Consider the following 25,137-nt stretch of genomic DNA (forward strand, 5'->3'; position numbering starts at 1 on the left):
GGGGATTGCGGAAGCCTCGGGGATTCTCGGCGTGAATTTTTCCCGAAAGGGATCTGCGGCCGGGCCGGCGGGGGCTGTGCGGTGTCTGCCGGTTCCGCCTGTGCGGGCACTCATTCGCCGGTGTGTTTACCGGCGCGTTCGTCGGCGCGTTTGTCGGTGTGAATATCCTTCGGAAGGCGGGGGCGCATGGTGCTGGACACGTCCGGTCGGCCGTCGGGGAACGCCCTGGATCTCGATCCGGCGTCCCTGGTGGCCGAGGCGCGTGCGATCGCGGGGGACGACGGCGGGATCCGTCTGGATTTCCTGCCGGACCTCACGGTGCTGGCCGGGGCCGTCGACAGCGAGGCGCGGCTGCACGAGCGGGGCCGGGCGCGGGCGCGGGCGGCGCTGGTGTCGGCGCTGGTGACGCAGATCCGGGTGCGGCGGATGACGGCGGCGGTCCCGGAGATCGCCCGGATCCCGGTCCGGCCGGTGTTCATCACGGGGCTGCTGCGCACCGGGACGACGTTCCTGCAGCATCTGCTGGCCCAGCATCCGGACCTGCGTGCGCCGCAGTTGTGGGAGACGCAGGCGCCGGCCGCGCCGGAGGAGCCCGGTGAGCTGATCGCGGCGTGCGAGGCGTACATCGAGGAGTACTACCGGGCGGCTCCGGGGTTCCGGTCGATCCATCTGCTGCGGGCGCGGCTGCCGGAGGAGTGTCACCGGCTGACCGCGAACTCCTTCCGGCACTCGATCTACGCGCTGCGCTACCGGGTGCCGGGCTATGCGCGGTGGCTGCGCGGGAGGTCGATGGTGCCGGCGTACCGGTTCCACCAGGAGCAGCTGCGGTGTGTGCTGTGGCGGCGGCCGGGGACGCCGGTGCTGCTGAAGTGCCCCTCGCATCTGTGGCACGCCGGGGATCTGGCGGAGGTGTATCCGCAGGCCCGGGTGGTCCGTCTGCACCGGTCGCCGGCCGTGGCGGTGCCCAGTGTGTGCAGTCTGACCGCGACGGTGCGCGCGGCGCGTTCGGATCACGTGGACCGTGAGGAGATCGGCCGTTACTGGCTCGAGTCCGCCGCCGGCGCTCTCAACGGTCTGCGGCGGGGTGCGGGGCCAGGGGCGGTCGCTCCGCTCGATCTGGACTTCCGCGAGGTGGTGGGCGATCCGCTGGGCGCCGCCGAGCGGGTGTGCGACTTCATCGGGGTGCCGCTGACCGCGGAGGCCCGCCGTCGTATGCGCGCCTTCATGGCGGCGGAGAACGACGGGAGCACCGGCCGGCACCGCTACGCCCCGGAGGACTTCGGTCTGACCGAGAAGGACTTGCAGGAGCGGTTCGCGCCGTACCTGGCCGAGTTCGGCATCTGACGTTCGCTTCAAACAGCAGGAGGAATGCCGTGGGCAGCGCCCAGAGCACGCACGAGGAACGCGCTCGAGACCTTGTCGAGCAGGTCAACCAGCAGGCGGGGAGCGACCCGGTGCGTATCGGGATCGTGACGCCGCTCAGCGAGCCGGGGGATCCGACCGCGGGCGAGCTGGTCACCCGGGGTGCCTGCCTGGGCGCGGAGTACGTGCGCGAGCACGGCGGGACGCGCGGCGGCCGGCAGATCGAGTTCGTCCTCTACGACGACCAGGCCACCGCGGCGCGGGAGGGCATGGCGCGGTCGTCGGCGGCGCAGATGGCCAAGCTGGCGGTGGTGGACGAGGTGGTGGCGGCGATCGGGCAGTGGCACCTGCGGACCACTCCGTGGGTGGTGGACGTGGCGAGCCGTTACGGGCTGCCGGTGTTCGTGGAGAACGGGCACAGTCTGATCACCGCGCAGAAGCGGCGCAACGTGTTCCGGTCGTACTTCTCGATCGCCGACCGGGTGCCGGTGATGCTCGACTTCGCGGCCTCGCAGGGGATGCGGCGAATCGGGCTGCTCGCGGCGGACACCGTGTTCGGGGCGCAGATGGCCGACACCCTGGTGGAGTACGGCCGCCGCCGGCACGGCATGGAGTTCCTGCGGTTCGACTTCGCCCAGGACGACACCACCGACTTCCGTGACGAGCTGCGGGCCATCAAGGACTTCGGGCCCGACCTGTTCATCAACGGCGCGGTCATCAAGACGAACTACATGATCGTGGAGCAGGCCGCGGAGGTGGGGCTGCGGCCGGCGGTGCCGATGATGGTGACCTTCGGGTTCCCGCTGCGCTCGGACGACTTCTGGCGGCTGAGCGGGAAGAACGGGGTCGGCACGATGTGGCCGGCCATGCGCTACCGGCCGTCCTGGGAGGGGCTCACCGACATCGGGCGGTGGTTCATCGACCGCTATGTCGAGCGGTACGGCACGTTCCCGCCGGACACGGCGCTGACGCATTTCACGGACGTCACGATCATCGCCGCCGCGCTGGACGCGGCCCGCTCCGACAGCCGTGAGGATCTCCTGGACGCGCTGGAGACGATGGAGTTCGCAACCTGGCGCGGGCCGCTGCGGTTCGAGCGGGGTCCGGCGCACTGGCATCACAACGCCCCCGAGCTGGCGCTGCTGCAGTACCAGGAGTTCGAGCAGAGCTTCGACGATTCGGCGATCATCCACCCGCCGCGGACCGCGACCGCCGCCTACCTGCCGCCGTCGGCGTCCTGAGCCGGGCCGGGCCGCCGTGCTGATGTGCCGAGGGGAGCGAGCGTGCCGCCAGAGATGAGCACCGACCGGGGCGAGGGGCCGCCCGCCGTGGCGCACCGGGTGGCGGCCGCGCTGGCCGGGCACGGCGTCGACCGTGTGTTCTGTGTGGCGGGAGAGAGTTATCTGCCGCTGCTGGACGCGCTGTACGACCGGCCGGGGGTGGATGTGGTGACCTGCCGGCACGAGGGGTCGGCGGCGTTCATGGCGCTGGCCGACGCGAAGCTGGCCGGGCGGGCCGGGGTGTGTCTGGTCAGCCGCGGTCCGGGCGCGGCGAACGCGGCGGTGGCGGTGCACGCCGCGGCCGAGGACGCCTCCCCGCTGGTGCTGCTGGTGGGGGACGTGCCGGTGGCGGAGACCGACCGGGAGCCGTTCCAGGGGATCGATCTGGGGCGGTGCTTCGGCGGCATGGCCAAGGCGGTGTGGCGGCTGCAGGAGCCGTCGGCCGCGGGTGAGTTCCTCACGCGTGCCTTCCGGGTGGCCGAGTCCGGCACGCCCGGGCCGGTCGTGCTGGCCGTGGCCGAGGACGTGTGGAACCTGCCCGCCGGGCCGGGCGCCGCGCCCGGGCGCACGGTGTGCGCACCGGCCGTCCCCGACACCGGCACCGCCGGCCGCGTCCGGGAGCTGCTCGCCGCGGCCCGCCGCCCGCTGCTGCTGGCCGGGTCACGGCTGGAGGGCGCGCGGGGCCGGGCCCTGATCCGGGAAGTGGCCGAGCGGCACCGGCTGCCGGTGGTGACGAGCAACAAGAACCAGCACCTGCTGCCCAACCGGCATCCCTCCTACGCCGGCCATCTGCACAACAACACCCAGGCCGGCCAGTTCGCGGCGTTCGGGCGGGCGGATCTGGTGCTGGCCGTGGGCACACGCCTGGACAACAGCACCACCGGCCGGCGCCGGTTCCCGGCCGCGGACCAGCCCCTGGTGCACGTCTACCCGGACGCCGCCCGCCTGGGCCTGTTCCACCGGCCCGAGGTCGCGGTCGCGGCCGACCCGCAGGCGTTCCTGCGGCTGCTGGCCTCCTGGCCCGCCGCCGGACCGGACGGCACCGGCGGCGGCGACGCGGGCGGGCGGGACAGGTGGACGGCCGAACTCCACGCCCTCGAGACGGACAAGGCGCTGTGGCATCCCGTGGAGGCCGGCGACGGTGTGGTCTTCGGCGAGGTGGCCGCCGCGCTGGACGAGCTGACCGGCGGGGAGGTCACCGTGGTCGTCGACTCGGGCACCTTCACCGGCTGGACCTACCGGCATCTGCGGTTCGGTGCGCGGGGCCGGCTGCTGGGGATCTCCTCCAGCTCCATGGGGTTCGCCGTCGGCGCCGCGGTGAGTGCCGCGCTGCGCGGGCCCGCGGTCCCGACCGTGGCCGTGGCCGGTGACGGGGGGTTCCTCATGAACGGGAGCGAGCTGATCACCGCCTGCGAGCGGCGGCTGCCGGTGGTGTTCGTGGTGGCGAACAACGGCAGCTACGGCACGATCCGGCTGCACCAGGACAAGGACTTCCCCGGCCGGACGATCGCCACCGACCTCGCCAATCCCGACTTCGCGGCGCTGGCCGCGTCGTTCGGGGCGCTGGGGCTGACGGTGAACGGCCCGCAGGACGTCCGCCCGGCCCTGGCCAAGGCCCTCGCCTGCGGCGGGCCGGCGGTGGTCGAGGTACGCACGAGCCTGGAGTACGCCCACGCCTACCGACGGCGCACGGACACCGGCACGACAGCCGCACCGGCGGGACCGGCGGGTCCGGGCGGCGCGGTGGGTCCGGCGGGACCGGGCGGTCCGGCGGGTGCGGCAACTCCGGGCGGTGCGGGCGGCGACGCAGGGTCTGCCGGTACGGCGGGGCCGGGCGGTACGGCGAGCCCGGCGGGTCCGGCAGGTCCGGGCGGCGCGGTGGGTTCGGCGGGACCGGGCGGTCCGGCTGGTGCGGCAGGTCCGGGCGGTGCGGGCGGCGGCGCAGGGTCTGCCGGTGCGGCGGGGCCGGGCGGTGCGGCGGGTGTGGTGGGTGCGGGTGGCGGGAGGGGAGGTAGCTGTGGACGTCCATGAATCCATCGTCGACCTGATCGGCGGCACTCCCCTGGTGCGGCTGCGGCAGGTGAGCCGGGGCCTGGCGCCGGCGGTCGTGGCCAAGCTGGAGTTCTTCAACCCCGGGGGGTCGGCCAAGGACCGGATCGCGCTGCGCATGGTCCTGGCCGCCGAGGAGGCGGGTCTGCTGCGCCCGGGCGGCACCATCGTGGAGCCGACCTCGGGCAACACCGGGACCGGTCTGGCCCTCGTGGCCCAGCAGCGCGGCTACCGGTGTGTGTTCACCTGCCCCGACAAGGTGTCCCCGGACAAGATCGCGCTGCTGCGGGCGTACGGCGCGGAGGTGCGGGTGTGTCCGGCCGCGGTGCCCGTCGGCCATCCCGATTCCTACCGGAGCACCGCCGCGCGGCTGGCCGCCGAGACCGACGGGGCGTACTCGCCGAACCAGTACGCCAATGCGGCCAACCCCGCCTCGCACTACCTGAGCACCGGCCCGGAGATCTGGGAGCAGACCGAGGGGCGGATCACCCACTTCGTCGCGGGTGTCGGGACCGGCGGCACGATCTCCGGCACCGGCCGCTACCTGAAGGAGGCCTCCGGGGGGCGGGTGCGGGTCGTCGGCGCCGACCCCGACGGCTCGGTCTACTCCGGCGGCACCGGGCGTCCCTATGTCGTGGAGGGGGTCGGCCAGCCCTCGCTGCCCGGCTCCTACGACCCGGACGTCCCCGACCGCATCCTCGCGGTGTCCGACGCGGACTGCGTCCGGATGACCCGCCGCCTGGCCCGCGAGGAGGGCATCCTCACCGGCGGTTCCGGCGGCATGGCGGTCGCCGCGGCCCTGACCGTGGCCCGTGACCTGGGGCCCGAGGACCTCGTGGTGGTCCTGGTCCCCGATTCCGGCCGCGGCTACCTGTCGAAGATCTTCAACGACGAGTGGACCGAACGCCTGGGCTTCACCGACCGGCCCGGACCGGGCCCGCTCGTGGCGGATCTGCTGCAGCACGGTGCCCGGGGCGGGCCGCTGCGGTTCGTGGACCCCGCCGAGAGCGTGGCGGGCGCGGTGAAGACGATGCGCGAGCACGGACTGACCCATCTGCTGGTGGCCGGCGCCGAACCGCCGGTGCGGCTGCCCGAGATCCTCGGCGTCCTCACCGGATCCGTGCTGGCCGAGCGGCTCGCCCAGGGCCGCCTCGGCGCCGGTGACGAGGTCGCCGCCCACATGTCGCCGCCCCCGCCCGTCGTCGGCGCCGGCCAGCCGCTGGCGGAGATCCGGGACGTCCTCGCCCGCGCGGGGGCCGCCGTCGCCGTCGCCGGCGGCCGTCCCCAGGCACTGATCACCGCCGGCGACGTGCTGGCCCTCCTGGTGTGAGCGGCACCGGCCCACGGCGGGCAGCGGCACCGGCCCATGGCGAGAAGAGGAGCACCATGACACAGATCCTCAGCTACGAGGACGCCTCCGGCGAGGTCCGCGGCTGGCTGGCCTACGACAGCGCCTCGGCGCCGCTGGCGGCGGGCGGCTGCCGGATGCAGCCGGGCCTGAGCGCGGGCGAACTGAGCGCGCTGGCCTCGGCGATGACGCTCAAGCAGCGGGTCCTCGGGCTGAACGTCACCGGCGCCAAGTGCGGCATCGACTACGACCCCCGCGCGCCGGGCGCGCAGGAGGCGCTGGGCGGTTTCCTTGCGTTCCTCCACGACGAACTGCACCGGCGTTTCAGCATGGGCTCCGACATGGGCACCCGCTGGGACACCCTGCAACGGCTCGCCGCCGCCCGCGGGATCCCCTCCATCAAGTACGCGGTGAAGAAGGCCCAGAGGCTGACCGACGAGGACTTCTTCGCCCGGATGGCCTGCCTGGAGGACCGGGTGGGTCTGCTGACGCTCAGCCAGCGGCGGGCCGGGCACGTCCTGACGCACGCGGCGATCGGCGCCGCCCGCGCGGCGGGCGTCAACGGCCCGGTCCGTGTCGCGCTGCAGGGGTTCGGGACCCTGGGGCGGGCCGCCGCGCACGGCTTCCTCGACGAGAACGTCCCCGTGGTGGCCGTCGCCGACGAGCACGGCTGCGTCGCCGACCCGCACGGCCTGGACCTGGCACGGATGCTGGCCACCGAGCCGGGCACGCCCGTGCCCCGGCTCGCTCCCGACCGGGTGCGCCCGCAGCGGGAGTCGCTGTTCACCGCCGAAGCCGACGTGCTGGTCCTGGCGGCCGGCGCCGACGCCCTCACCGTCCAGGCCGCGGACCGCCTGCCCTGCCCGGCGGTCGCCGTCGGCGCCAACTACGGCCTCGCCGAGAGCGCGGAACAGGCCCTGCACGAACGCGGGGTGCTGGTGGTGCCGGACTTCATCGGCGGGATCGGCGGCTCGGCGTCGATGGAGCTGCTCTTCGGCCCCGCCCGGCCCCCGGCCGCGGAGCAGGTCCTGGCCGGCTCCGCCCGCCTGGCCCGCCGCCTCGTCGACGACCTGTTCGCCACCGCCCGCCGGCACGCCACCACCCCCCGCCGGGCCGCGCTGCGGCTGGCCGCGCGCACCGAGGCCGACGCGGACGCCCCCGCGTACGGGCGGTGCCCGTATCTCACGGCCGGCGGCGCCCGGACCTGAACCGTCGCCCGCCCGCCGGGCACCCGTCCACAAGGGGACATGAGGGGACTTCATGAGCACACATCCGCACCTTCCGGACGCGGCCTGTCGCCACGAACGCGGCCACATCACCGACTCCCGGTTCTACGGCAACCGTTACGCCTCCCCCGACAGCCGCCGGATCTTCTGCGACGTCTGCCGCAACCAGCGCTGGCTGGACATCGAGGCGGCGCTGGCGCTGGCGCAGGGCGAACTCGGCCTGATCCCGATGGACATGGCGGAGGGCATCACCGCCTGCGCCCGTATGGAACTCATCGACCTCGACGCGGTGCAGCGCGAGATCGAGAAGTCCGGGCACTCGCTGGTGGGCCTGCTGCGCGTGTTCGAGGCGGCCTGCGGGCCCGAGGCCGGCCAGTTCATCCACTACGGTGCCACGACCCAGGACATCCAGGACACCGGGCAGAGCCTGGAGATCCGTGACGTCCTGGACGTCCTGCAGCCCCGCCTGGCCCGCCTGATCGACGAGCTGGCCGGCCTCGCCGGGCAGCACGCCGACACCGTCGCGCTGGGCCGCACCCACGCCCAGCCCGCCCTGCCCATGAGCTTCGGGCTGAAGGTGGCCGGCTGGACCGACGAGCTCCTGCGCCACCACGACCGTCTCGAACAGGTACGCCGCCGGGTGGTCGTGGCCCAGCTGTTCGGCGGGGCGGGCACCATGGCCGGGTTCGGGGACCTGGGACCGGCCGTCCTGGAACGCTTCGCCCACCGGCTCGGCCTCGGGGTGCCGACGACCGGCTGGCACGCCGCCCGGGACAGGCCCACCGAGTTCGTCCTCGCCCTGGCGATGGTCACCGCCACCCTCGCCCGGATCGCGGACGAACTGCGCACCCTGTCCCGGCCGGAGTTCGCCGAGGTCGCCGAGGCCTGGCGGCCGGGCAAGGTCGGCAGCAGCACCATGCCCCACAAACGCAACCCCGAACGCCTGGAACAGGTCGTGGTGATGGCACGGCTGGCGAACGCCCAGGCCGGCGCCAGCCTCTCGGCGATGATCGGCGACCACGAACGCGACGCGCGCGCCCTGCGCATCGAGTGGGCGTGCATCCCCGACATCGCGCACTACTGCCTGGCCGCCTGCGACATGATGACCGAGAGCGTCGGCGGACTCCTCGTCCACACCGAGCGGATGCGCCGCAACACCGAAGCCGCCGCCGACCACATCATGTCCGAACGGCTCATGCTGAGCCTGGGCAAGCAGATCGGCAAACAGCGCGCCCACGAACTCGTCTACGAACTCACCCAGCGCGCCCAGCAGGAAGGCCGTCTCGTACGCACCCTGCTGCAGGAATACCCGCAGATCAGCGGGAAGCTGGGACCGGAGGAACTGGAAGAGATCTTCGACGCGGCCAGCTACCTGGGAGCCTCCTCCGTCCTGACCGCCCGCACCGTGGCCGAGGCCCGCAAATCACTCGCCATGGACCCCCTGTGAACCCTCCCGACACCGCCACCGCAGCAGACGCGGCATCCGGAGCCGGCGCGGCGCCGGACGCGGACGCGACCGTTGCTCCAGCCGCAGCTTCAAGCGCGTTCGCTGCTACGGCTGTTGCTCCGGGTGCGGCTTCGAGCGCGGGCGCGGCTGCGGCCGTTGTTCCGGGCGCGGGTGCCGTGCCGGGGGCGGGTGCTGTTTCGGGCGCGGGTGCTGTGTCGGGGGCGGCTTCGGGTTCACGTGCCGTGCCGGGCGCGGGTGTTGCTCGGGGTGCGGGTGCTGTGTCGGGCTCTGTTCCGGGTGCGGGTGTCGGACCGGCCGCTGTTTCGGCGGCCGGTGCCGGTGCCGGTGTCGGTGCCGGTGCCGGTGTCGGTGTCGGTGTCGGTGTCGGTGTCGGTGTCGGTGTCGGTGTCGGTGTCGGTGTCGGTGTCGGTGTCGGTGTCGGGGGGTGCTCGGGGTGGGGTTCAGCCTCGGCCGGTGACCGCGCCGCCGTTGATCTGGATGATCTGGCCGGTGATGAATCCGGCGTCGGGGCCGGCCAGGTGCGCGACGGTCGCGGCGACCTCTCCGACGGTGCCGCCGCGGCCGGCGGGTGCCTGCCGGGACCGTCCGGCGTGGAACTCCTGCGACATCCGCTCGCCGTAGAACTCGGTGTCCTGGATGTAGCCGGGTGCGACGACGTTGACGGTGATCCCCTCGGGGGCCAGGCGCACGGCCAGTTCCGTGGACCAGGGGTGGAGTGCGGCCTTGGCGGCGCCGTAGGAGCCCGAGCCGCGCAGGGCGGCGACGGAGCCGATGGTGACGACGCGGCCGCCGGGCCGGCTCAGGGCCGGGAGCAGGGCGTGGGTCAGCAGCACGGTGGGCAGCACGTTGCCGCCGAGGTTGAGGAGCCAGTCGTGGCGGACGCCGCTCAGGTCGCCGGCGGCGGCCGGGGCGAAGTTCCCTCCGGCGTTGTTGACCAGGACGTCCACGGTGCGGCCGGTGGAGGTGATGTCCTTGGCGGCCCGTTCGACGTCCTCGGGGACGGTCAGGTCCGCGGTCACGGGCCGGGCCCGGGCGGCGCCCACGGCCTCGTTCAGTTCGGCGGCGGCCGCCGCCAGACGGTCCGCGCGGCGTCCGATCATCACGACGTCGGCTCCGCCGGCCGCCAGGGCCGCGGCGACCGCCCTGCCGATGCCGGTGGCCGCGCCCGAGACAACTGCGAGTGTGCTCAACCTGGGTCCCTCCCCCCGCCGGCGTCACGCCGGCGCTGTGCGCCCCTGACGGCCGGCACCGCGCGGCACCGGCCGCCGTGTCCGCCCGCACCACGCCGCGAGGATGCCCGGCCATGAGGCGCTATCTCGGTGTCTACGCGCTCATCGTAGTGCTGCCGGTCCTCGCCGCGGCGGCCGTCCTCGCCACCCTGACACGACACGCCGGCCCCGCCACCCACACCACCGGCCCCGCCGCAGGTGCCGGGGCGGGGGCGGGGGTTGGGGGGGTGCAGCCGTACCAGCTGCTGGTGGCCGCCGCCGTCGTGGCCGGCGCCGCCGCGCTGGGCGGGGCGGTGGCGCGGCGCTGCGGGCAGCCGGCGGTCGTCGGGGAACTGCTGGCCGGTCTGGCACTGGGCCCCTCCCTGCTCGGCGCGTGCGCGCCCCGCGCGCAGCAATGGCTGTTCCCCGCGCCGGTGCTGCCGCACCTGGACACCCTCGCCCAGCTCGGCGTGGTCTTCTTCATGTTCCTGGTCGGCGCGGAGGTCCCCTCCGGCACGCTGCGCACACGCGGGCCCGCCGGGCTGGTCATCGGCCACGCCTCGATCGCGGTGCCCTTCCTGGCCGGGCTGCTCATGGCCTGGTGGCTGCACGGACGCTATCCCCCCGCCCACACCGGCCGGACCGCGTACCTGCTGTTCGTCGCCCTGTCCTTCTCCATCACCGCTTTTCCCGTCCTGGCCCGCGTCCTGTCCGAACGCCGGCTCCTGCACACTCCGGTCGGGGTGACGGGACTGACCGCGGCCGGGGTCGGTGACGCCACCGCGTGGGGACTCCTCGCGGTCGTGATCGCCCTCGTGCGGGGCACCTCACTCACGGCCGCCTGTCTCGCGGTGGTGTTCGTCACCGCGTTCGCGCTGGTGATGTGGACGGCCGTCGCCCCCCTGGTCGCCAGGGCGGTCGCACGCGCCGAACAGGGCCGGCTGTCCGCCGACGCAGTGTGCGCCGCGCTGGTCTGCCTGATCCTGCTCTCGGCGCTGGCCACCGACCGGATGGGCGTGCACGCGATCTTCGGCGCGTTCATGGCCGGTGTCGTCATGCCCCGCACCTCCCCCCTGATCGGTGAACTCCGCTCCCGGATCCAGGGGGTGACGGTGTGGCTGCTGCTGCCGCTGTTCTTCGTGAGCGTCGGCCTGAACACACAGCTGCGCGCCCTGGACGGCGCAGCCGCGTGGGCGGCCTGCGCGCTGATCACCGTGGTCGCCGTCACCGCCAAGATGGCCGGCGCGGGCGCCGCGGCCCTCGCCACCGGCGGACACACCCGGCGCGAGGCCTTGGCCCTGGGCGCGATGATGAACTGCCGGGGACTGACCGAACTCGTCGTCCTCAGCCTGGGTGTCCAGCTGGGCGTGCTCGACGACCGCCTGTTCGCCATGTTCGTGTGCATGGCGCTGGTGACGACCGCCATGACCGGGCCGCTCCTGCACCGGCTGCTTCCGGTGCCGCAGGGGCCACCACCCGAGGACCGCCGCGACCGGCTTCCCGACGCGAAAGAAATGGACCGCCATGCCCCCCAGCGTTGACCGTGATCCCCCCGGTGCCGTGCCGGGCGCGGACACCGGACACCTCACCGCCCTCGAAGCCGAGGCGGTCTTCATCCTCCGTGAGGTCGTCGCGGAATCCGAACGCCCCGCGCTGCTGTTCTCCGGCGGCAAGGACTCCATCGTCATGCTCCACCTGGCGAGCAAGGCGTTCGCGCCCGCACGGCTGCCGTTCCCTCTCCTCCACATCGACACCGGGCACAACTTCACCGAAGTCCTCGAACTGCGCGACAAACTCACCGCCCGCCTCGAGGCCCAGCTGATCGTCGGCAGCGTCCCGGACGCCCTCGACACCGGCCAGGTCACCGAACCCCCCACCGGCATGCGCAACGCCATCCAGACCCCCGTCCTGCTCTCCACCGCCCGCGCGCACCGGCTCACCGCCCTGTTCGGCGGCGCCCGCCGCGACGAGGAGAAAGCCCGCGCCAAGGAACGCGTCGTCAGCTTCCGCGACGACTTCGGCCAGTGGAACCCCAAGAACCAGCGGCCCGAACTGTGGTCCCTGTACAACGCGCGGATCCACCCCGGCGAATCGATCCGGGTCTTCCCGCTGTCCAACTGGACCGAACTCGACATCTGGCAGTACATCGCCCGCGAGGACATCGAACTGCCCGCCCTGTACTACGCCCACGAACGGCCCGTCGTCGACCGCGACGGCATGCTGTACGCCGTCCACCCGCACCTGCCGGCCCGGGCCGGTGAGACACCGTTCACCGCACAGGTCCGCTACCGCACCATCGGTGACGCCTCCTGCACCGCGGCCGTCGCCTCCACCGCCGCGAACCCGGCGGACGTCATCCAGGAGATCCTCACCACCCGGCTGACCGAACGCGGCGCCACCCGCGGCGACGACAAAGTCAGCGACTCGGCCATGGAGGACCGCAAGCGCGAGGGGTACTTCTGATGCACATGCTCCGCTTCGCCACCGCCGGATCCGTCGACGACGGCAAATCCACCCTGATCGGCCGCCTGCTCCACGACTCCAAATCCCTCTTCGACGACCAGCTCGCCGCCGTCCAGGCCGTCTCCCGCGCCCGCGGCGACGACTACACCGACCTGTCCCTGCTCACCGACGGCCTGCGCGCCGAACGCGAACAGGGCATCACCATCGACGTCGCCTACCGCTACTTCTCCACCCCCCGCCGGTCCTTCATCGTCGCCGACACCCCCGGCCACACCCAGTACACCCGCAACATGATCACCGGGGCGTCCACCGCCGACCTCGCCATCGTCCTCGCCGACGCCCGCAAAGGACTCGTCGAACAAAGCCGCCGCCACGCCCTGCTCTGCACCCTCCTCGGCGTACGGCACCTCGTGCTGTGCATCAACAAGATGGACCTCGTCGACCACAGCGAAACCCGCTACACCCGGCTCCGTGACGAATTCACCGCCTACGCCGGCGGAATCGGCGCCGGCCACATCACCGTCATCCCCGTGTCCGCCCTCCACGGCGACAACATCGTCCACGCCTCCACCCGTATGCCCTGGTACGACGGCCCCCCACTCCTCACCCACCTCGAAACCGTCACCACCCCAGCCCACGAACCCACCCGAGACACCGGGACGACACGAGGCGACCAGCGCACCGGAAGCACCGGGGACGCGGGAAGCACCGGGGGCGCGGGAAGCACCGGTCTCCGGGGGAATGACGGAACCGCGGGAGGCAGCGGAACCGCGGGAAGCCACGCAACCGCAGGGAGCGACGCAACCACGGAGCACGACCGGCTCACGGAAAGCACCGGAGTCGCGGGGAACGACGCAACCGCGGGAGGCAACGGAACCGCGAGGAACGGCGGGTGCACGGGAAGTGACGTAACCGCAGTGAGTACCGGGCTCGCGGGAGGCAGCGGAACCGCGGAAGGTGACGGAACCGCGAGGAAGGGCGGGATTTCGGGGACCGAAGCAACCGCGGGGAACGGCGGGCATACCGCGGGTGCCGGGGACACCGACCGTGCGGGGAACACCGGCCATGCGACAACCACCCGGGCCACGCGGGCCGGCGAGGCCGAGGCCGGCACGGACTCCGGCCCGACACGAGCCACCACGCTCACCCGCAACCCCACCACTGCCACCGACGGCGGGTCTTCCGCCGGCACGGGCGAGGGGTCTTCCGCCGGCACGAACGGCGGGTCTTCCGTAGGCACGGGCGGGGGGTCTTCCGTAGGCACGGGCGGAGGGTCTTCCGTGGGTACGGGGGCGCGGCTGCCGGTGCAGTACGTGATCCGGCCGCAGTCCACCCGCGTCACCGACCACCGCAGCTACGCCGGCCAGATCGCCGCCGGAACACTCCGCACCGGCGACGAGATCATGATCCTGCCGTCCCGCTCCACCACCCGCATCACCCGTATCGACACCCCTTCCGGCCCCGTCCCCGAAGCCCACGCAGGCCTGTCCGTCACCGTCCAACTCGCCGACGACCTCGACATCTCCCGCGGAGACCTCCTCTGCCACCCCCACGACACACCCACGGTCTCCCAGGAACTACAAGCCCTGATCTGCTGGATGGACGCCACCCGCCCCCTCGACCCCACCCGCACCTACACCATCAAACACACCACCCGCACCGCACGCGCCACGATCCACCGACTCCACCACCGCCTCGACATCAACACCCTGAACGAAGAACCCGCCACCACCCTCAACGTCAACGAAATCGGCCACATCACCCTCCGCACCACCACCCCCCTCACCTACGACCCCTACCAGCACAACCGAACCATGGGCGGTTTCATCCTCATCGACGACACCACCCACCAGACCGTAGGAGCCGGAACCCTCACCTGACACCCCACACCGAACCCCGCCGGACCACGCCACCGCAGCACCGCAGCACCGCAGCACCGCAGCACCGCAGCACCGCAGCACCGCAGCACCGAGGAAAGCCACAACACGGCGGGGGACCCGCAACGCACGAAGCTCCTGTGCCGTCGGGGGGGAGGTGTTCGCAGTCCCGACCCGCCGACGCAGGAGTCTCGCCGGCTCCCCTTCCTGCCGCACGCGCCGGCCGAGTGGGCCACCACGCTCATCACCACCCGTGAGGGCGACCGCCGCCGCACGATCCCACCGCACCACAGGACCCTGGCCACGCTGGTGGACCTACGCGAACACGACACCCTCGCGCAGAACGCCACCGGCTCCGGCATCTCGGCGGACACCACCCACGCCCACGCCCACGCCCACACCGTGGTCGACCTGCCCGCGGCCCCGGCACCCGGCCTGCCCAAAGCCCTGCGCGAAGCCGACCCGGACCTCGTCCCGCCCCACGCCACCCCCACCGCACCCGACCGCCTGCGCGAGGCGAACCGAGGCGAGCGGCGGTCGAGAGCCGATATCCGCTCAGAGCCCGAACGGATACACAGCGATCTCCTCCCGCCCGACAAAAGCTCGACCCACGTGCCGTCAACACCCACAGGCAGCGGACCAGCGACATCCAGCAGAATCCGCGTACCACCGAAATCCAGCACCGCGGCACCGTCCACGGTGAGGCCCAGCCGTCCACGCAGAACAACACCGTCCCCGCTCGCCCGCAGTCCCGGCCCGCAACCCCCAGCCGGTCTCGCGTTCCGCCCCCAGACCATGTCCTCGTCGACCGTCCACTCCACGCGATACACACCCGGCTCCGCGGACCGGTCACCGCACCAACGGACCACCGTCCCCCCGAACGGCGTCCGGACCCGGGCCAGCCGACCACCCCAGAAACCCCCCGACACACCCACCAACTCGACCAGCACCACCCGATCATGCAACACCCGAACACGTGCGCTGAACCGAACCGCTCACCAGAGGCGACGACAACGCCGTACCACTCCCCGCGTCCAGCCAGGACCCGGAAAAGCAGTGCGGCTGCTGGGTCGGCATATCGCGCACGAGCACCTGGTCGCCGGCCTAGCCACCGCCCTGCGGGCTGGCGCTTTGACCGCGGACGGCGTCGCGCTGGAGCCGTCGGCGACCATCACGTCCTTGCACGAGTGGCGGCTCGCTCACCTGCCGCCGGACACCAGGCCGCTGCCCTCGGTGACCCCCTATGACCAGTTGCTCCGCCGCCACCGCACCAGTGGCAGCACCCACCGTGAGGGAGAAGCCCAGTGACCCTGCCCCGCCAACGGAACATGACCGAGCAGGCCGCCGACGCCGCGATCGACACTGCCGGCCGTCTCCTGCGGCTGCCGACGATCCGGGCCGAATTCCCCGACATCGCATCCGCGGCGACCAAGGACCAGATGACCTGCCGTGGCTTCCTCGCCGAACTGCTGATGGCCGAGTGCGACGACCGAACCCGCCGCCGCTCCGAGCGACGGATCACGGCAGCAGGCTTCCCACGGGAAATGTCCCTGCGGTCCTTCGACTTCGACGCCAACCCGAACATCGACCCGGCCACCATCCACACCCTCGCGAGCTGCGAGTGGATCAAGAAGAGCCAGCCCCTCTGTCTGATCGGCGACTCCGGCACCGGCAAGTCCCACATGCTGATCACCCTGGGCACCGAGGCCGCGATGAAGGGCTAACACGTCCGCTACACGCTGGCCACGAAGCTGGTCAACGAGTTGGTCGAGGCCGTCGACGAGAAGCAGCTGAACAAGACCATCGCCCGCTACGGCCGCGTCGACCTGCTCTGCATCGACCTATGCCGAGACCGCGACTATGCCGAGAAGGCTGTCGGCAAGCCTGATCGTGGGCTGTGTGGCGGCGGTTCTGCTCGGCATAGTCGATGGCGGGGGATCTATCCTGCCCAGGGATTCGGGCCCTGCTTGAGGACGACGAGCCCGTCGGGCTGATCGGCGGGCCAGAGGTCGATCCGATAGAGGAACTGATCGCCGGGGCCGCCGTTGGTGTCGACAGCCAGTGGGTCAGATGGGATGTAGGAGACCCGGGCTCGCAACAGCCCAGCGGGAACGGTCATGCTCGGCCCGTCCTCTGGGAGGACTCCCGGGCTGGACACGGCGAGTCGGCCAGTCGGGGCAGCCAGGTCCACCTCCACGATGTGTTCAGCCGCCGACTCGATCATTGGCACGGACGTGTGGATGGTGATCAGCGATTCGACCATGTCATCCCGTGCGGTGCCGACGGAGATCGAGTGCGGTTCCACCCCGATGCGGTGAACGTGTACCGCCTCGTCGGTCCAGCCGGCCGGCGGCAGGTCCGGGTCCATCGCGTGCTCGGCCATCCATGCGTCATAGGGCTCAAGGTCTTGGACATAGAACTGCCCGTGATCGGCATCGATCAGGAACTTCAACGAATCATCAGCCATCGCCGCAGGCTATCGAAGCGGACTGTCACTCCCGGCTCCGCTCACGGCTCACAGGCGGTCGAGGACGTGAGGACCTTGTCGGCGGGCTGGTAGCGGCCGGGGCGGGCGGTGACCGGTGCGGCCAGGGAGAGCGCCCTCTCCTTGATGGTCATGTCGGCGTGGACGTAGGCGTCGGTGGAGCGGACACCGGCGTGGCCGAGCCAGAGTGCGATCACCGTGGTGTCGACACCGGCCTGGAGCAGGGACATCGCGAAACTGTGGCGTAGGACGTGCGGGTGGATGCGCTTGTCGAGGAGGGTCGGGCAGGTTTCGGTGGCGGCCCGGACGTGGATGGCCAGGCGCTGGGCGACGGCGTCGCGGGTGAGACGTCGCCCGGTTCGGGTGCAGAACAGCGGTTCTCCGCGCTTGCCGGAACGTTCACCGAGCCGGGCCCGCAGCAGTTCCTGGATGCTGCAGTCCAGCGGGACCGCGCGGAGTTTGCGGCCCTTGCCCTCGCAGCGGACGGACGCGCCGTAGCCGAGGGTGACGTCGTCGCAGTCCAGGCTCGTGAGCTCGGAGACCCGCAGGCCGGTCTGGACGGCCAGGGCCAGCATCGCTTTGTCCCGCCGGCCCTCCCAGCGCCGCGGATCCGGTGCCGAGAGCAGGGCGTCGATCTCGTCGCCGGTCAGGAAGGTCACGTTCCTCTTGTCGAACCGCTTGGGCGGAATGTCCAGGACGCGTTGGATCAGGAGGGCGTGTTCGGGGTGTTGCAGGGCTGCGAAGGAGAAGAGGGAGCGGATCGCGGTCAGCCGGACGTTCCGGGTGCGGGCGCTGTTGCCGCGTTCGTCCTCCAGGTAGTTGAGGAAGGCGGAGACTGCGTCGGCGTCCAGGTCGGTCCAGTCCAGCCTCTCCGGGGTGGTGCCGGTGCGCTGGTGGACGAAGCCGAGGAGGAGGCGGAGCGCGTCGCGGTAGGCGGCGACGGTGCGCGGGGCTCACCTGGCGTTGGAGGACCAGCCGGTCCGTGAAGAACGACTGGAGAGTGGGAGCGATCGAGGTCACGGCCGGGGCGCCTTTCCGATGCCCTGACGGCGGGCGGCCGCCAGGGCCAGCAGTTCTGGTGCCGCAGAGAGGTACCAATAGGTTGAGGATGGTTCGCGGTGTCCGAGGTAGGTGGACAGCGACGGGATCTTCGCCTGGACGTCGACGCCGGTGCGATACCAGGTCAGCAGGGTGCGGACGGCGAATGTGTGGCGGAGGTCGTGCAGCCGGGGCAGGTTGGGGGCATCGGTCCCGACGCCGGCGCCGGCCACCATCTGCCGGAACGTGGGGGCGACGACGGCGTAGATCAGCCGCCGCCGGGTGCGAGAGATGAAGAAGGACGGGTCCGTTGGACGTGGCGCGTCCCGCTCGCGGAGGTTGCCGTAGGCGCGGAGCGCATCGACGCTGCTGGCGTCCAGGGGAACCAGCCGGGACTTGTCGAACTTGGTCTCCCGGATCCGCAGCACGCCCTCAGCCCAGTCGATGTCGTCGTGGTCGAGCTTGATCGCCTCCCCGACGCGCAGTCCGGTGGCGGCGAGCAACCCGACCCGGGTGCGGTAGGTGGCCGCGCGCAACGGCGGGCCGAGCCTGTCGGCCTGCCCCATCACCGCGGTGACGTCGGCGTCGGAGTAGATGAACGGCTGCCGCCAGCGCTGCCCGTGCGGCAGCAGGCCCAGCGGAGGGATCTCGGTGGCCGGGTCGATGCCGCTGAGATAGCGGGCGAAGCCGCGGACCGCAGTGATCCGGCGCGGGCTCACGGTCGTCACTACCTCGCCTTCCCGCGCCCGGACCCAGGCCAGCGCGGCGGTGACGGTCACCGTGGTCTGCCCGCGTTCGTCCAGGAAGGCGACGAAGTCCGGCAGCAGCCAGGTCGCCTCGGCCAGCTTGTGCCCGAGCGACCGTCGGAGCTGAAGGTAGTCGTCCAGTGCCTGTCGCAGTCCGGTCATGCCGCCTCCGTCCCGGGCCAGGGGCGAGCGACCGCGCGGAGCGCGGTGAAGTCGACCTTCGCATAGAGCGCGGTCGTGGCCAGGTCCTGGTGCCGAAGGACCTGGCTGATCGCCGTCAGCCCGGAGCCCTGTCGCAGCATCTCCCCGGCCAGAGCGTGCCGGAGTCGGTGCGGCCCACCGTCGGCAACCGGGCCCGCTTGCAGGCCCGTTCTACCACGTCGCCCACCAGGTCGGCGCGGATCGGTCCGCGGGGCGCCCGGTCCGTGACGAACAGACGGCGGGTGCCGACCTGGGGACGGCCTTCGGACAGGTAGGCGACCAGGGCCTCGCCGACGTCGACCGGCAGCGGGAGCCGGTCCTCCCGCCGTCCCTTGCCGCGGATCGCGATCTCCCCGGACCGCCAGTCCACGTCCTCCAATCGCAGCCGCGACACCTCGACCGAGCGCAGGCCCAAGCGTGCCAGCAGCGTCAGGATGGCGTAGTCGCGGATCCCGACGCCGCCCGTGCGCGGGCCGCAGTCCAGGAGCCGCTGGGCATCGGCCGCGGACATCGTCGGCGGGATCGCCGCCAGGCGCCAGCCACCGACCGGCGGCACGGACGCGCCGAGCTTCATCGGGATCAGCCCCCGCAGGTGAAGGAACCGCATCAGCGACCGCAGTTCGGCGACCTTCCCCTTTGCTGAGCCGGCCGAGACTCGCGCGCACTCCCGCAGCAAGAACGCGTTCAGGTCCGCGCCGCTCAACCCGGCCGGGGAGAACACCCCGCCCGGCATCGCCTGCTCGGTCAGGAAGCGGCGAGCGGTGTTCGCGTAACGCAGCACCGTGGTCGGTGACAGCCCGCGCTCACCGGTCATCCAGTCGCGAAACTCATCCAAGACGTCGTCCAGCGGCGACACTTCGCCCTTGGGCGGCGGAACGAGTCCGGCCCCGCGCAGGTACGCAAGCAGGGGCCGCATCCCCCGCGGTCCCGGCAGCCGGCGGCGACCCGCTGCCCGCTGGTCCGACAGGAACCGCTCCACGGCCTCCTCGCCGAGATCGGCGATCCCAAGCCCCAGCCGGGACAACCACATCCCGACCTGGCCCAGATCCTTGAGCATGTTCCGGACCGTCAGCTCGGTGTACCCCCGCGCCGTCAACCAGGCCCTGTAGCCCTCGACCTGCGGCGCGAGAGCGCTGGCTTTCCTGCGTGTTCCCGCCATCGCGGCCCCCTTCCTGCAAGACCCTCTGCCTCGCGGTCAGGTGCTGCCCACCCCCGGCACAATGCAGAGACCCGAAGGCCAGGGTTCACGCGAACGAGGGCGCGGCACCGCAGTCGTCGGCATAGTCGCGGTCTCGGCATAGATCGATCTATGCGGATATCGGCATAGATTGACGAGCTCGGATACATGGAACTCGACCGGCATGGCGCCGAACTCCTCTTCCAGGTCCTGACCGAACGAGAGGAGAAGAACAGCGTCGCCATCGCCTCCAACGAGTCCTTCGGTAAAGCGCACATGTTCCGGCGAACCTGTGCCAGGCAGTGCCGAAACGTCACAGGTTCCGATGGCACCTCGAGTACTGCATGATCGACCCGTGCTGATCGAACTGGTGAAGGTGGCGAAGCTTCCCGGAACTCCCTGGCTGGCGGATGTCCGAACCGCGTTTGGTCACACTGCAGTCCGCTGGTGCGGGGACCGGACCGCAGAGCCTGGCGAGTACCACGTCGAGTGGACCATCGACGAGGACATCGCCTGGGGGCGGAACGCCAAGTCGGCTGCTGGTATCGGTCCTGGGCTCCGGACTGGCGGGCACTGCGTTGTACTGCGGGGCCGGTTGAGCCTCACAGAGGACGGTGCCGCCCTGCTGGACCTGAACGGCGCCACTATCCTGTTGGACCTCGCCGATCCGCTGCCCGACGGTGTTGCCGGCACCTGGGTCGAGCTCTTCATTGAGCGCGAGAAGGTCGCTCTCTACCCCTTCGAACTCTGACCAGAGGTCAGTCTTTGGTTGTCTCCCACCCTGACAGGCGGGTCTCGTCGATGCGGTCAGACAGATAGATCATGGTGGCCTCGGGGTCCATGCCGAAGGCGGCGGCAACGAGTTTGGGGTCCATGGTGTTAACCAGGTCGAGTAGTCGAGTGCAGCGGATCATGCGGGGCGGGAAACCGCAGGCGTCGAGGACGTGGCTGACATAGGCGGTGGACGCCGGGCCCCGGCCGGACTTCGTCTGGCGGGTGACCATGACGTGGGGATTGTCGGTCCGCTGGGCTTCGCGGTGAGCCAGGCAGCGTTCCAGCACTGCCCATGACGCCGGGTCCAGGGGGACCGGATGCGGGCGGTCTCCGAGCCGGGTGGTCCGGGCATGAGGGTCGAGGTCAGCGGTCTGCAGCATCTTGACCTCGCGACTTGAGGCGCCGTGCAACAGCGCGAGCATGCCCAGCAGGGCCTCGTGCGGGTAGACGGCCGGACCGGTAGTCCAGCGGCGGAACAACACGCGCTGCTGATCCAGTGTCAGCGTCGCTCCGGTGAAGCCGCTGGAACCTCGGGCAGTCAGACCGTGAGAAGGATCGACGAGTACGATCTTCCGAGAACGCGCGAAGCGGAAGAACTGCCCGAGCACGACCAGCCGACGCTTGCATGCCTTGGGCGAGCCGGCGAGGAAGGCTTCGACATCGTGGACGTCGGTCAGCGCCCAGTCTTGCTTGCCGCGTCCGTTGACGAGGAAGCGGGCGAGGTCACGCAGGATGGCCAGGGCCGCCTCGACGGTCGCATCGCTGCGAGGTCGTGTTCCGGCCCGGCGGGCCCTCTCACGCGAGTGCATCATGAAGTCTGCGAATGCCTCCACCGATGGCCGCAGGTTCTCGGGGACGGCATCGATACGACGCTGTCGGCGGCCGGCCGCGAGCCGCTCGGCCTGATCGGTGGCCATGGCCATGCCGTGACCGGTGAAGAAGGTCTCCAGCGCGCGGGCGAGGGAGCCCATCGAGCGTCCGGAACGACGAGAGCGTTCAAGCAGAGCCTGCGGGTGGTTGGGCTGGTCATCCAGGAGGAGTCGCCCCAGGGCGGTGATCATCATGCAGGCGCGACTGACGCAGTACTTGGCGGCGAGATCGGCGGTGAAGTCCCGCAGCCAGTGCGGAGGTTGTCCGAGTTCGGCGATCAGGCCTTCGACCCGGACGAAGGGCCGGTCGGGGTGACGCTGCCAGCAGGCGGAGCACAGTCCCAGCCCGGCATGGCGCCGCACCCGGCCGCATTCGCGGCAGGTCCGGGGCGGCTGTTTTGTCCGGCGAGGACGCGAGCAATGCCCGCACCAGCCGGTGTCCTCGCGCAGATAGCCGGGCCGATCGCACCGAGGGCAGAGCGCCTTGGTGGCGTCGCGTTCCGTCATGCGTGAGCAGTCCCGGCACAACGTTGATGTCTTGTTTCTCACCGGGTGACCGCAGGCGGTGCACACGCGTGAGCAAGTGATGCACCGGCCGGTGTCCTCCTGGAGGACGCGCTGCTGGCCGCAGCGGGGGCAAGCGGCCCGGGCCGCGGTCTCTTTCTGCCGGGCCGTGCAGCGGCAGCAGTACTGGCGGTCGATGAAGCCGACCGGGGCCCCGCAGCCGATGCAGTCACTCTGTTTGACGCCCACGATGCCACCCGGTCACAGCGGCGGCATCGAACGGCCGCGGGCGGAGGCCGCCTTGGGCAGTTCAGCGACTGGCCGGGGTGGCGCGGCAGGACGCTCGACGGGAGTGGTGTCGACCTCGAACAGGTCGTTGGGAGTGCATTCCAGCGCGGTGCACAACGCGATCAAGGTGGACATCTTCACCTGTGAGGGCTCCTTGGTGAACAGCGCGGACACTGACGCGGAGGACATCTGCAGGCCGGCGCGTTCGGCCAGAAGCCGCTGCAGCTGGGTGCCGGTCCACACCTCACGCTGGGCGGCGGCCATCCGCAGGCGCCATCGGATCTTCATGCGGGGCTGCCCTCCTCGGCGGTGAGTTCGCCCAGCGTGGTAGTCACCGCACGGCGATAGGCGTCCTCGATGAACGTCGCAGACGGCCGGACGTATCTCATGGTCGAGCTGACCGTCCAGTGACCGAGGAGTTGCTGGATCGCCACGAGGTCCACGCCGCGCTCGTAGTTGTGGGTCGCGCAGGCCCGCCTCAGGGCATGCGGGCTGAACCGGTCGGTGGCCGGGCGTCCTTCGAGTTCCATCAGATAGCGCAGGCGGTTGCGGATCGTCCCGCGGTGCAGGCTGCCGCCGGACTCGTCCGCGAACAGCACCGGCGAGTCGGGGAACTTGCCGCGGACGTCGTCGAGGAACCAGTGCAGGACGAGGTCGAGGCCGTCCAGCATGGGCACCCAGCGCGGCCTGGGGCCGGAAGTGCGGGCGCCTTTGCCGAATCGCACGTGGAGCTTCCCAAACGGGCCCCGCGAGAAGTGGACGTCGGGACGCTCCAGCAGGGAGGCTTCTTCCGAGCGCAGGCCGGCGTGATAGAGGGTCCGGAACATCGCATAGTCCCGGGCCGCAGGCCCTTATTTGCGAGCGGTGGCGATCCGGGACTTGAGGAAATCGAAGAACTCCGCCACCCGTTCCGGGGTCGATGGCGGCAGCTGAGCCGGGGAATCGTCCCCGACATGACGCGAAGCGTTGAACTCGTCCACCGGGCAGACCATACGGACACCGAACCCGACCTCGATCTCGACGGCCTTGCGGACCTGCAGGAACCGGTGGAAGCCCTTGAAGATCTGCACATACTCGCGGCGGGTCGATGCCGCCCGCCCGGCGAGGGCCAGGTCGCCGACGACGCGGTCGATGTCCTCCGGGGTGACGTCCCATGCGGGCCGGCCCAGCGCCGTGAGCGTTCGCTCCAGCAGGCCGATGTCGTTCTCGACCGTCACCGGGCTGAACCCGCGGGCCCGCCACGAGGCGACGAACGCCTCGACACACTCGGCCTGGAACTCCCACGGATCGGCGGTCACCGGCTCCAGCAGGACGGCACCACCCTCGATCACCCGCAACTGGGATGTCACCGCCACACCTTCCTCGCACCTGACCGATCAAGGCAGCACCTGGAGAATCCGAGCACCACCACGAAGACCAACGAGGACCGCAGGAGATGGATACGGGCCGGTGACAGCGGCGATCCACGAAAAGGAACATGTGCCAGCCCCAGATGGCTGGACCAAGACCTTCACTGGCCCCCGCCTCTGCGCGGCCATCGTCGACCGGCTCACCTTCAACGGCACCATCATCGAAACCGGCACCGACTCCTACCGCCTCGCCAGCACCCGAGCCCGAGCCGAGGAATCGGTCAAAGCCAGCTGACCTCTTGCTTGTCCGCCTTCAGAGTCCGCCACCGGGGCGGCAGACTCTGATGACTGCGTGAACGAGGGACTACCTCATCGTTCAGCGCGGTCGCCGTTCCGCTCGACGGCATCCATGAACTGATCGTGCACCCGCAGCTCGCTGCCCCTACCTGGACTCGTCAGAACGATCGTCTTCGCCTCGCCAAGGGCTTTGGGGCCCGCCCCAAGCAACTCGCGCGTGATCACCACCGCATCGAGCACCTCGACTCTGCGCTCGGTCAATAGCTGCTGCACAGCAGCCATCCCGCTGTCACCGGTCAGCAGCGGCCGACACTCGTTGACGAGCGCCTCAAGCCGAGCGATCCTCTCCGGATGCAGCCCGCTGATCGCCATACCGTCGCCCCTCCACGATGCTCAAACCCTTCCTCGATCATCCCCGAAGTCAGCCACAGCCTGCGATCGGATTGCCACTGAGTAGCAAACGACGCGAAGGTCGAGTGCCGTCAATTCTCGTGAACACCGGCGGGCATGCGGACCGCCAACCGCCTCCCAGACTGCTGAACAAACGCTGTCCTCCGAAGTGAACGAAGCCAGACCCCCCGACAAAGTCGGCACGAGGATCCCCCGCACGTCACGCCCTAAGGGGTCCTAACACAATGAGGTGAGGTCACCAGCAGGCGACGCACTGGGTGCGGTCTTCCGACAGGAAGATCGTGAAACGTCTCTGCGATCCGGTGACCGTTGCCATGTAGACCCGGGCTGCTCCTGCGGCTTTGAGTCCGGCGATGGCTTCGGCAAGTCCGGGCCGAGGTGTGACGCCCGTGTCGAGCATGACTTCGTACCGCCAGGACCAGATGTCCCAGAGCTGTTGCGCCGCCGCCGTTTGATTCAGGAAGACCTGGAAGTCCGCGCCTGCCTCCAGCTCGGCCAGAGCTGCGTGTGCAGAGATGCAGCCATCCTGGGACAGTGCGGATTGCAGGGCGCATCGGTTCATGCGATCAGTTTGCCGGGTCGGTCCATCGACGTGGTGTGAGTGCCGGTCAGATCAAGGACAGCACCTGTCGATGCGTGATCAGGCAGCAGGCGAGCCTGAGGAAGGCTTCGTGGATGTCGGCCCGTCGCTCCCAGCGAACGCGGAGGCGTTTGAAG

Annotated in this window: 20 protein-coding genes and 8 pseudogenes; 15 read left to right on the top strand and 13 right to left on the bottom strand. The window is 71.1% G+C overall.

Annotated features, from left to right (window positions below):
* Positions 1 to 186 precede the first annotated feature (186 nt).
* From ACIPRD_RS32330 to ACIPRD_RS32355, 6 genes are read left to right on the top strand one after another with little or no spacing between them, the layout of a single operon-like run.
* On the top strand, positions 187 to 1,344 hold the full coding sequence (locus tag ACIPRD_RS32330) for a sulfotransferase (protein WP_356409749.1): 1,158 nt from the start codon (positions 187 to 189) through the stop codon (positions 1,342 to 1,344).
* A 29-nt stretch (positions 1,345 to 1,373) separates the two neighbouring features.
* Entirely contained in the window at positions 1,374 to 2,603 is a 1,230-nt protein-coding gene (locus ACIPRD_RS32335) for an ABC transporter substrate-binding protein (protein WP_356409752.1), read from the top strand.
* 54 nt (positions 2,604 to 2,657) lie between these two features.
* Positions 2,658 to 4,673 carry a thiamine pyrophosphate-dependent enzyme gene (locus ACIPRD_RS32340; RefSeq protein ID WP_401568271.1) on the top strand — a complete coding sequence of 672 codons (2,016 nt, stop codon included), beginning with the start codon at positions 2,658 to 2,660 and terminating at the stop codon, positions 4,671 to 4,673.
* Entirely contained in the window at positions 4,660 to 6,021 is a 1,362-nt protein-coding gene (locus tag ACIPRD_RS32345; protein ID WP_356409758.1) for a pyridoxal-phosphate dependent enzyme, read from the top strand. Before ACIPRD_RS32340 ends, ACIPRD_RS32345 begins: the two co-directional genes overlap by 14 nt.
* Positions 6,022 to 6,077: 56 nt before the next feature.
* Positions 6,078 to 7,247: a Glu/Leu/Phe/Val dehydrogenase dimerization domain-containing protein gene (locus ACIPRD_RS32350; RefSeq protein WP_401568273.1), complete on the top strand. Its 1,170-nt coding sequence runs from the start codon at positions 6,078 to 6,080 to the stop codon at positions 7,245 to 7,247.
* Positions 7,248 to 7,299: 52 nt separating this feature from the next.
* Positions 7,300 to 8,712, top strand: a complete 1,413-nt coding sequence (locus ACIPRD_RS32355) for an adenylosuccinate lyase family protein (RefSeq protein ID WP_356409764.1) — start codon at positions 7,300 to 7,302, stop codon at positions 8,710 to 8,712.
* A 461-nt stretch (positions 8,713 to 9,173) separates the two neighbouring features.
* On the opposite strand, the gene ACIPRD_RS32360 is transcribed toward ACIPRD_RS32355, so the two are convergent.
* Positions 9,174 to 9,923, bottom strand: a complete 750-nt coding sequence (locus tag ACIPRD_RS32360; RefSeq protein ID WP_356409767.1) for an SDR family oxidoreductase — start codon at positions 9,921 to 9,923, stop codon at positions 9,174 to 9,176.
* 113 nt (positions 9,924 to 10,036) lie between these two features.
* Between ACIPRD_RS32360 and ACIPRD_RS32365 the strand changes: the two genes are divergently transcribed.
* The 6 genes and pseudogenes from ACIPRD_RS32365 to ACIPRD_RS32390 form a co-directional block, all read left to right on the top strand.
* Positions 10,037 to 11,482, top strand: a complete 1,446-nt coding sequence (locus tag ACIPRD_RS32365; protein ID WP_401568277.1) for a cation:proton antiporter — start codon at positions 10,037 to 10,039, stop codon at positions 11,480 to 11,482.
* The gene (cysD, locus tag ACIPRD_RS32370; RefSeq protein WP_356409774.1) at positions 11,466 to 12,404 is read left to right on the top strand and encodes a sulfate adenylyltransferase subunit CysD; all 939 of its coding nucleotides are present in this window, start codon (positions 11,466 to 11,468) and stop codon (positions 12,402 to 12,404) included. Before ACIPRD_RS32365 ends, cysD begins: the two co-directional genes overlap by 17 nt.
* Positions 12,404 to 13,027 (top strand): annotated as a pseudogene (locus ACIPRD_RS32375) (GTP-binding protein); the annotation flags it as partial. The gene cysD and the pseudogene ACIPRD_RS32375, both read left to right, overlap by 1 nt.
* 690 nt (positions 13,028 to 13,717) lie before the next feature.
* On the top strand, positions 13,718 to 14,284 hold the full coding sequence (locus ACIPRD_RS32380) for an elongation factor 1-alpha C-terminal domain-related protein (RefSeq protein WP_356409848.1): 567 nt from the start codon (positions 13,718 to 13,720) through the stop codon (positions 14,282 to 14,284).
* 1,128 nt (positions 14,285 to 15,412) lie between these two features.
* Complete coding sequence (locus tag ACIPRD_RS32385; protein ID WP_356409777.1) at positions 15,413 to 15,589, top strand: hypothetical protein; 177 nt, start codon at positions 15,413 to 15,415, stop codon at positions 15,587 to 15,589.
* Positions 15,586 to 16,122 (top strand): annotated as a pseudogene (locus ACIPRD_RS32390) (ATP-binding protein); the annotation flags it as partial. The gene ACIPRD_RS32385 and the pseudogene ACIPRD_RS32390, both read left to right, overlap by 4 nt.
* A 98-nt stretch (positions 16,123 to 16,220) precedes the next feature.
* Here ACIPRD_RS32390 and ACIPRD_RS32395 read toward each other — a convergent pair.
* The 5 genes and pseudogenes from ACIPRD_RS32395 to ACIPRD_RS32415 all read right to left on the bottom strand — a co-directional run bounded on the left by ACIPRD_RS32395 (position 16,221) and on the right by ACIPRD_RS32415 (position 19,910).
* Positions 16,221 to 16,748 carry a hypothetical protein gene (locus tag ACIPRD_RS32395; protein ID WP_401568280.1) on the bottom strand — a complete coding sequence of 176 codons (528 nt, stop codon included), beginning with the start codon at positions 16,746 to 16,748 and terminating at the stop codon, positions 16,221 to 16,223.
* 41 nt (positions 16,749 to 16,789) lie between these two features.
* Entirely contained in the window at positions 16,790 to 17,425 is a 636-nt protein-coding gene (locus tag ACIPRD_RS32400; protein WP_401568283.1) for a tyrosine-type recombinase/integrase, read from the bottom strand.
* Positions 17,426 to 17,554: 129 nt separating this feature from the next.
* Positions 17,555 to 17,656 (bottom strand): annotated as a pseudogene (locus ACIPRD_RS32405) (hypothetical protein); the annotation flags it as partial.
* Between the two features lie 126 nt (positions 17,657 to 17,782).
* Complete coding sequence (locus ACIPRD_RS32410; protein WP_401568285.1) at positions 17,783 to 18,712, bottom strand: tyrosine-type recombinase/integrase; 930 nt, start codon at positions 18,710 to 18,712, stop codon at positions 17,783 to 17,785.
* Positions 18,709 to 19,910 (bottom strand): annotated as a pseudogene (locus tag ACIPRD_RS32415) (tyrosine-type recombinase/integrase). The gene ACIPRD_RS32410 and the pseudogene ACIPRD_RS32415 overlap by 4 nt, the downstream one beginning before the upstream one ends.
* 168 nt (positions 19,911 to 20,078) lie before the next feature.
* Here ACIPRD_RS32415 and ACIPRD_RS32420 point away from each other — a divergent pair.
* Positions 20,079 to 20,192, top strand: a pseudogene (locus ACIPRD_RS32420) (ATP-binding protein); the annotation flags it as partial.
* Positions 20,193 to 20,283: 91 nt separating this feature from the next.
* A complete protein-coding gene (locus tag ACIPRD_RS32425; RefSeq protein ID WP_401568288.1) occupies positions 20,284 to 20,679 on the top strand; it encodes a hypothetical protein in 396 nt (131 codons plus the stop codon).
* A 7-nt stretch (positions 20,680 to 20,686) separates the two neighbouring features.
* Here ACIPRD_RS32425 and ACIPRD_RS32430 read toward each other — a convergent pair whose 3' ends face one another.
* The 4 genes and pseudogenes from ACIPRD_RS32430 to ACIPRD_RS32445 all read right to left on the bottom strand — a co-directional run bounded on the left by ACIPRD_RS32430 (position 20,687) and on the right by ACIPRD_RS32445 (position 23,712).
* On the bottom strand, positions 20,687 to 22,078 hold the full coding sequence (locus ACIPRD_RS32430) for an integrase (protein WP_401568290.1): 1,392 nt from the start codon (positions 22,076 to 22,078) through the stop codon (positions 20,687 to 20,689).
* A 258-nt stretch (positions 22,079 to 22,336) separates the two neighbouring features.
* Entirely contained in the window at positions 22,337 to 22,651 is a 315-nt protein-coding gene (locus ACIPRD_RS32435) for a helix-turn-helix domain-containing protein (protein WP_401568293.1), read from the bottom strand.
* Positions 22,648 to 23,193: pseudogene (locus tag ACIPRD_RS32440) on the bottom strand (tyrosine-type recombinase/integrase); the annotation flags it as partial. The pseudogene ACIPRD_RS32440 and the gene ACIPRD_RS32435, both read right to left, overlap by 4 nt.
* Before the next feature lie 21 nt (positions 23,194 to 23,214).
* Positions 23,215 to 23,712, bottom strand: a complete 498-nt coding sequence (locus tag ACIPRD_RS32445) for a hypothetical protein (RefSeq protein ID WP_401568295.1) — start codon at positions 23,710 to 23,712, stop codon at positions 23,215 to 23,217.
* A gap of 145 nt (positions 23,713 to 23,857) precedes the next feature.
* Between ACIPRD_RS32445 and ACIPRD_RS32450 the strand changes: the two are divergent.
* A pseudogene (locus ACIPRD_RS32450) lies at positions 23,858 to 24,007 on the top strand (ATP-binding protein); the annotation flags it as partial.
* A 74-nt stretch (positions 24,008 to 24,081) separates the two neighbouring features.
* Here ACIPRD_RS32450 and ACIPRD_RS32455 read toward each other — a convergent pair.
* The 3 genes and pseudogenes from ACIPRD_RS32455 to ACIPRD_RS32465 form a co-directional block, all read right to left on the bottom strand.
* On the bottom strand, positions 24,082 to 24,381 hold the full coding sequence (locus ACIPRD_RS32455; RefSeq protein WP_401568298.1) for a hypothetical protein: 300 nt from the start codon (positions 24,379 to 24,381) through the stop codon (positions 24,082 to 24,084).
* Between the two features lie 274 nt (positions 24,382 to 24,655).
* The gene (locus tag ACIPRD_RS32460; RefSeq protein ID WP_401568300.1) at positions 24,656 to 24,982 is read right to left on the bottom strand and encodes a hypothetical protein; all 327 of its coding nucleotides are present in this window, start codon (positions 24,980 to 24,982) and stop codon (positions 24,656 to 24,658) included.
* Between the two features lie 46 nt (positions 24,983 to 25,028).
* A pseudogene (locus ACIPRD_RS32465) lies at positions 25,029 to 25,137 on the bottom strand (IS5/IS1182 family transposase); the annotation flags it as partial.

The sequence above is a fragment of the Streptomyces sp. NPDC090108 genome (assembly GCF_044747185.1).
Taxonomy (GTDB): Bacteria; Actinomycetota; Actinomycetes; order Streptomycetales; family Streptomycetaceae; genus Streptomyces.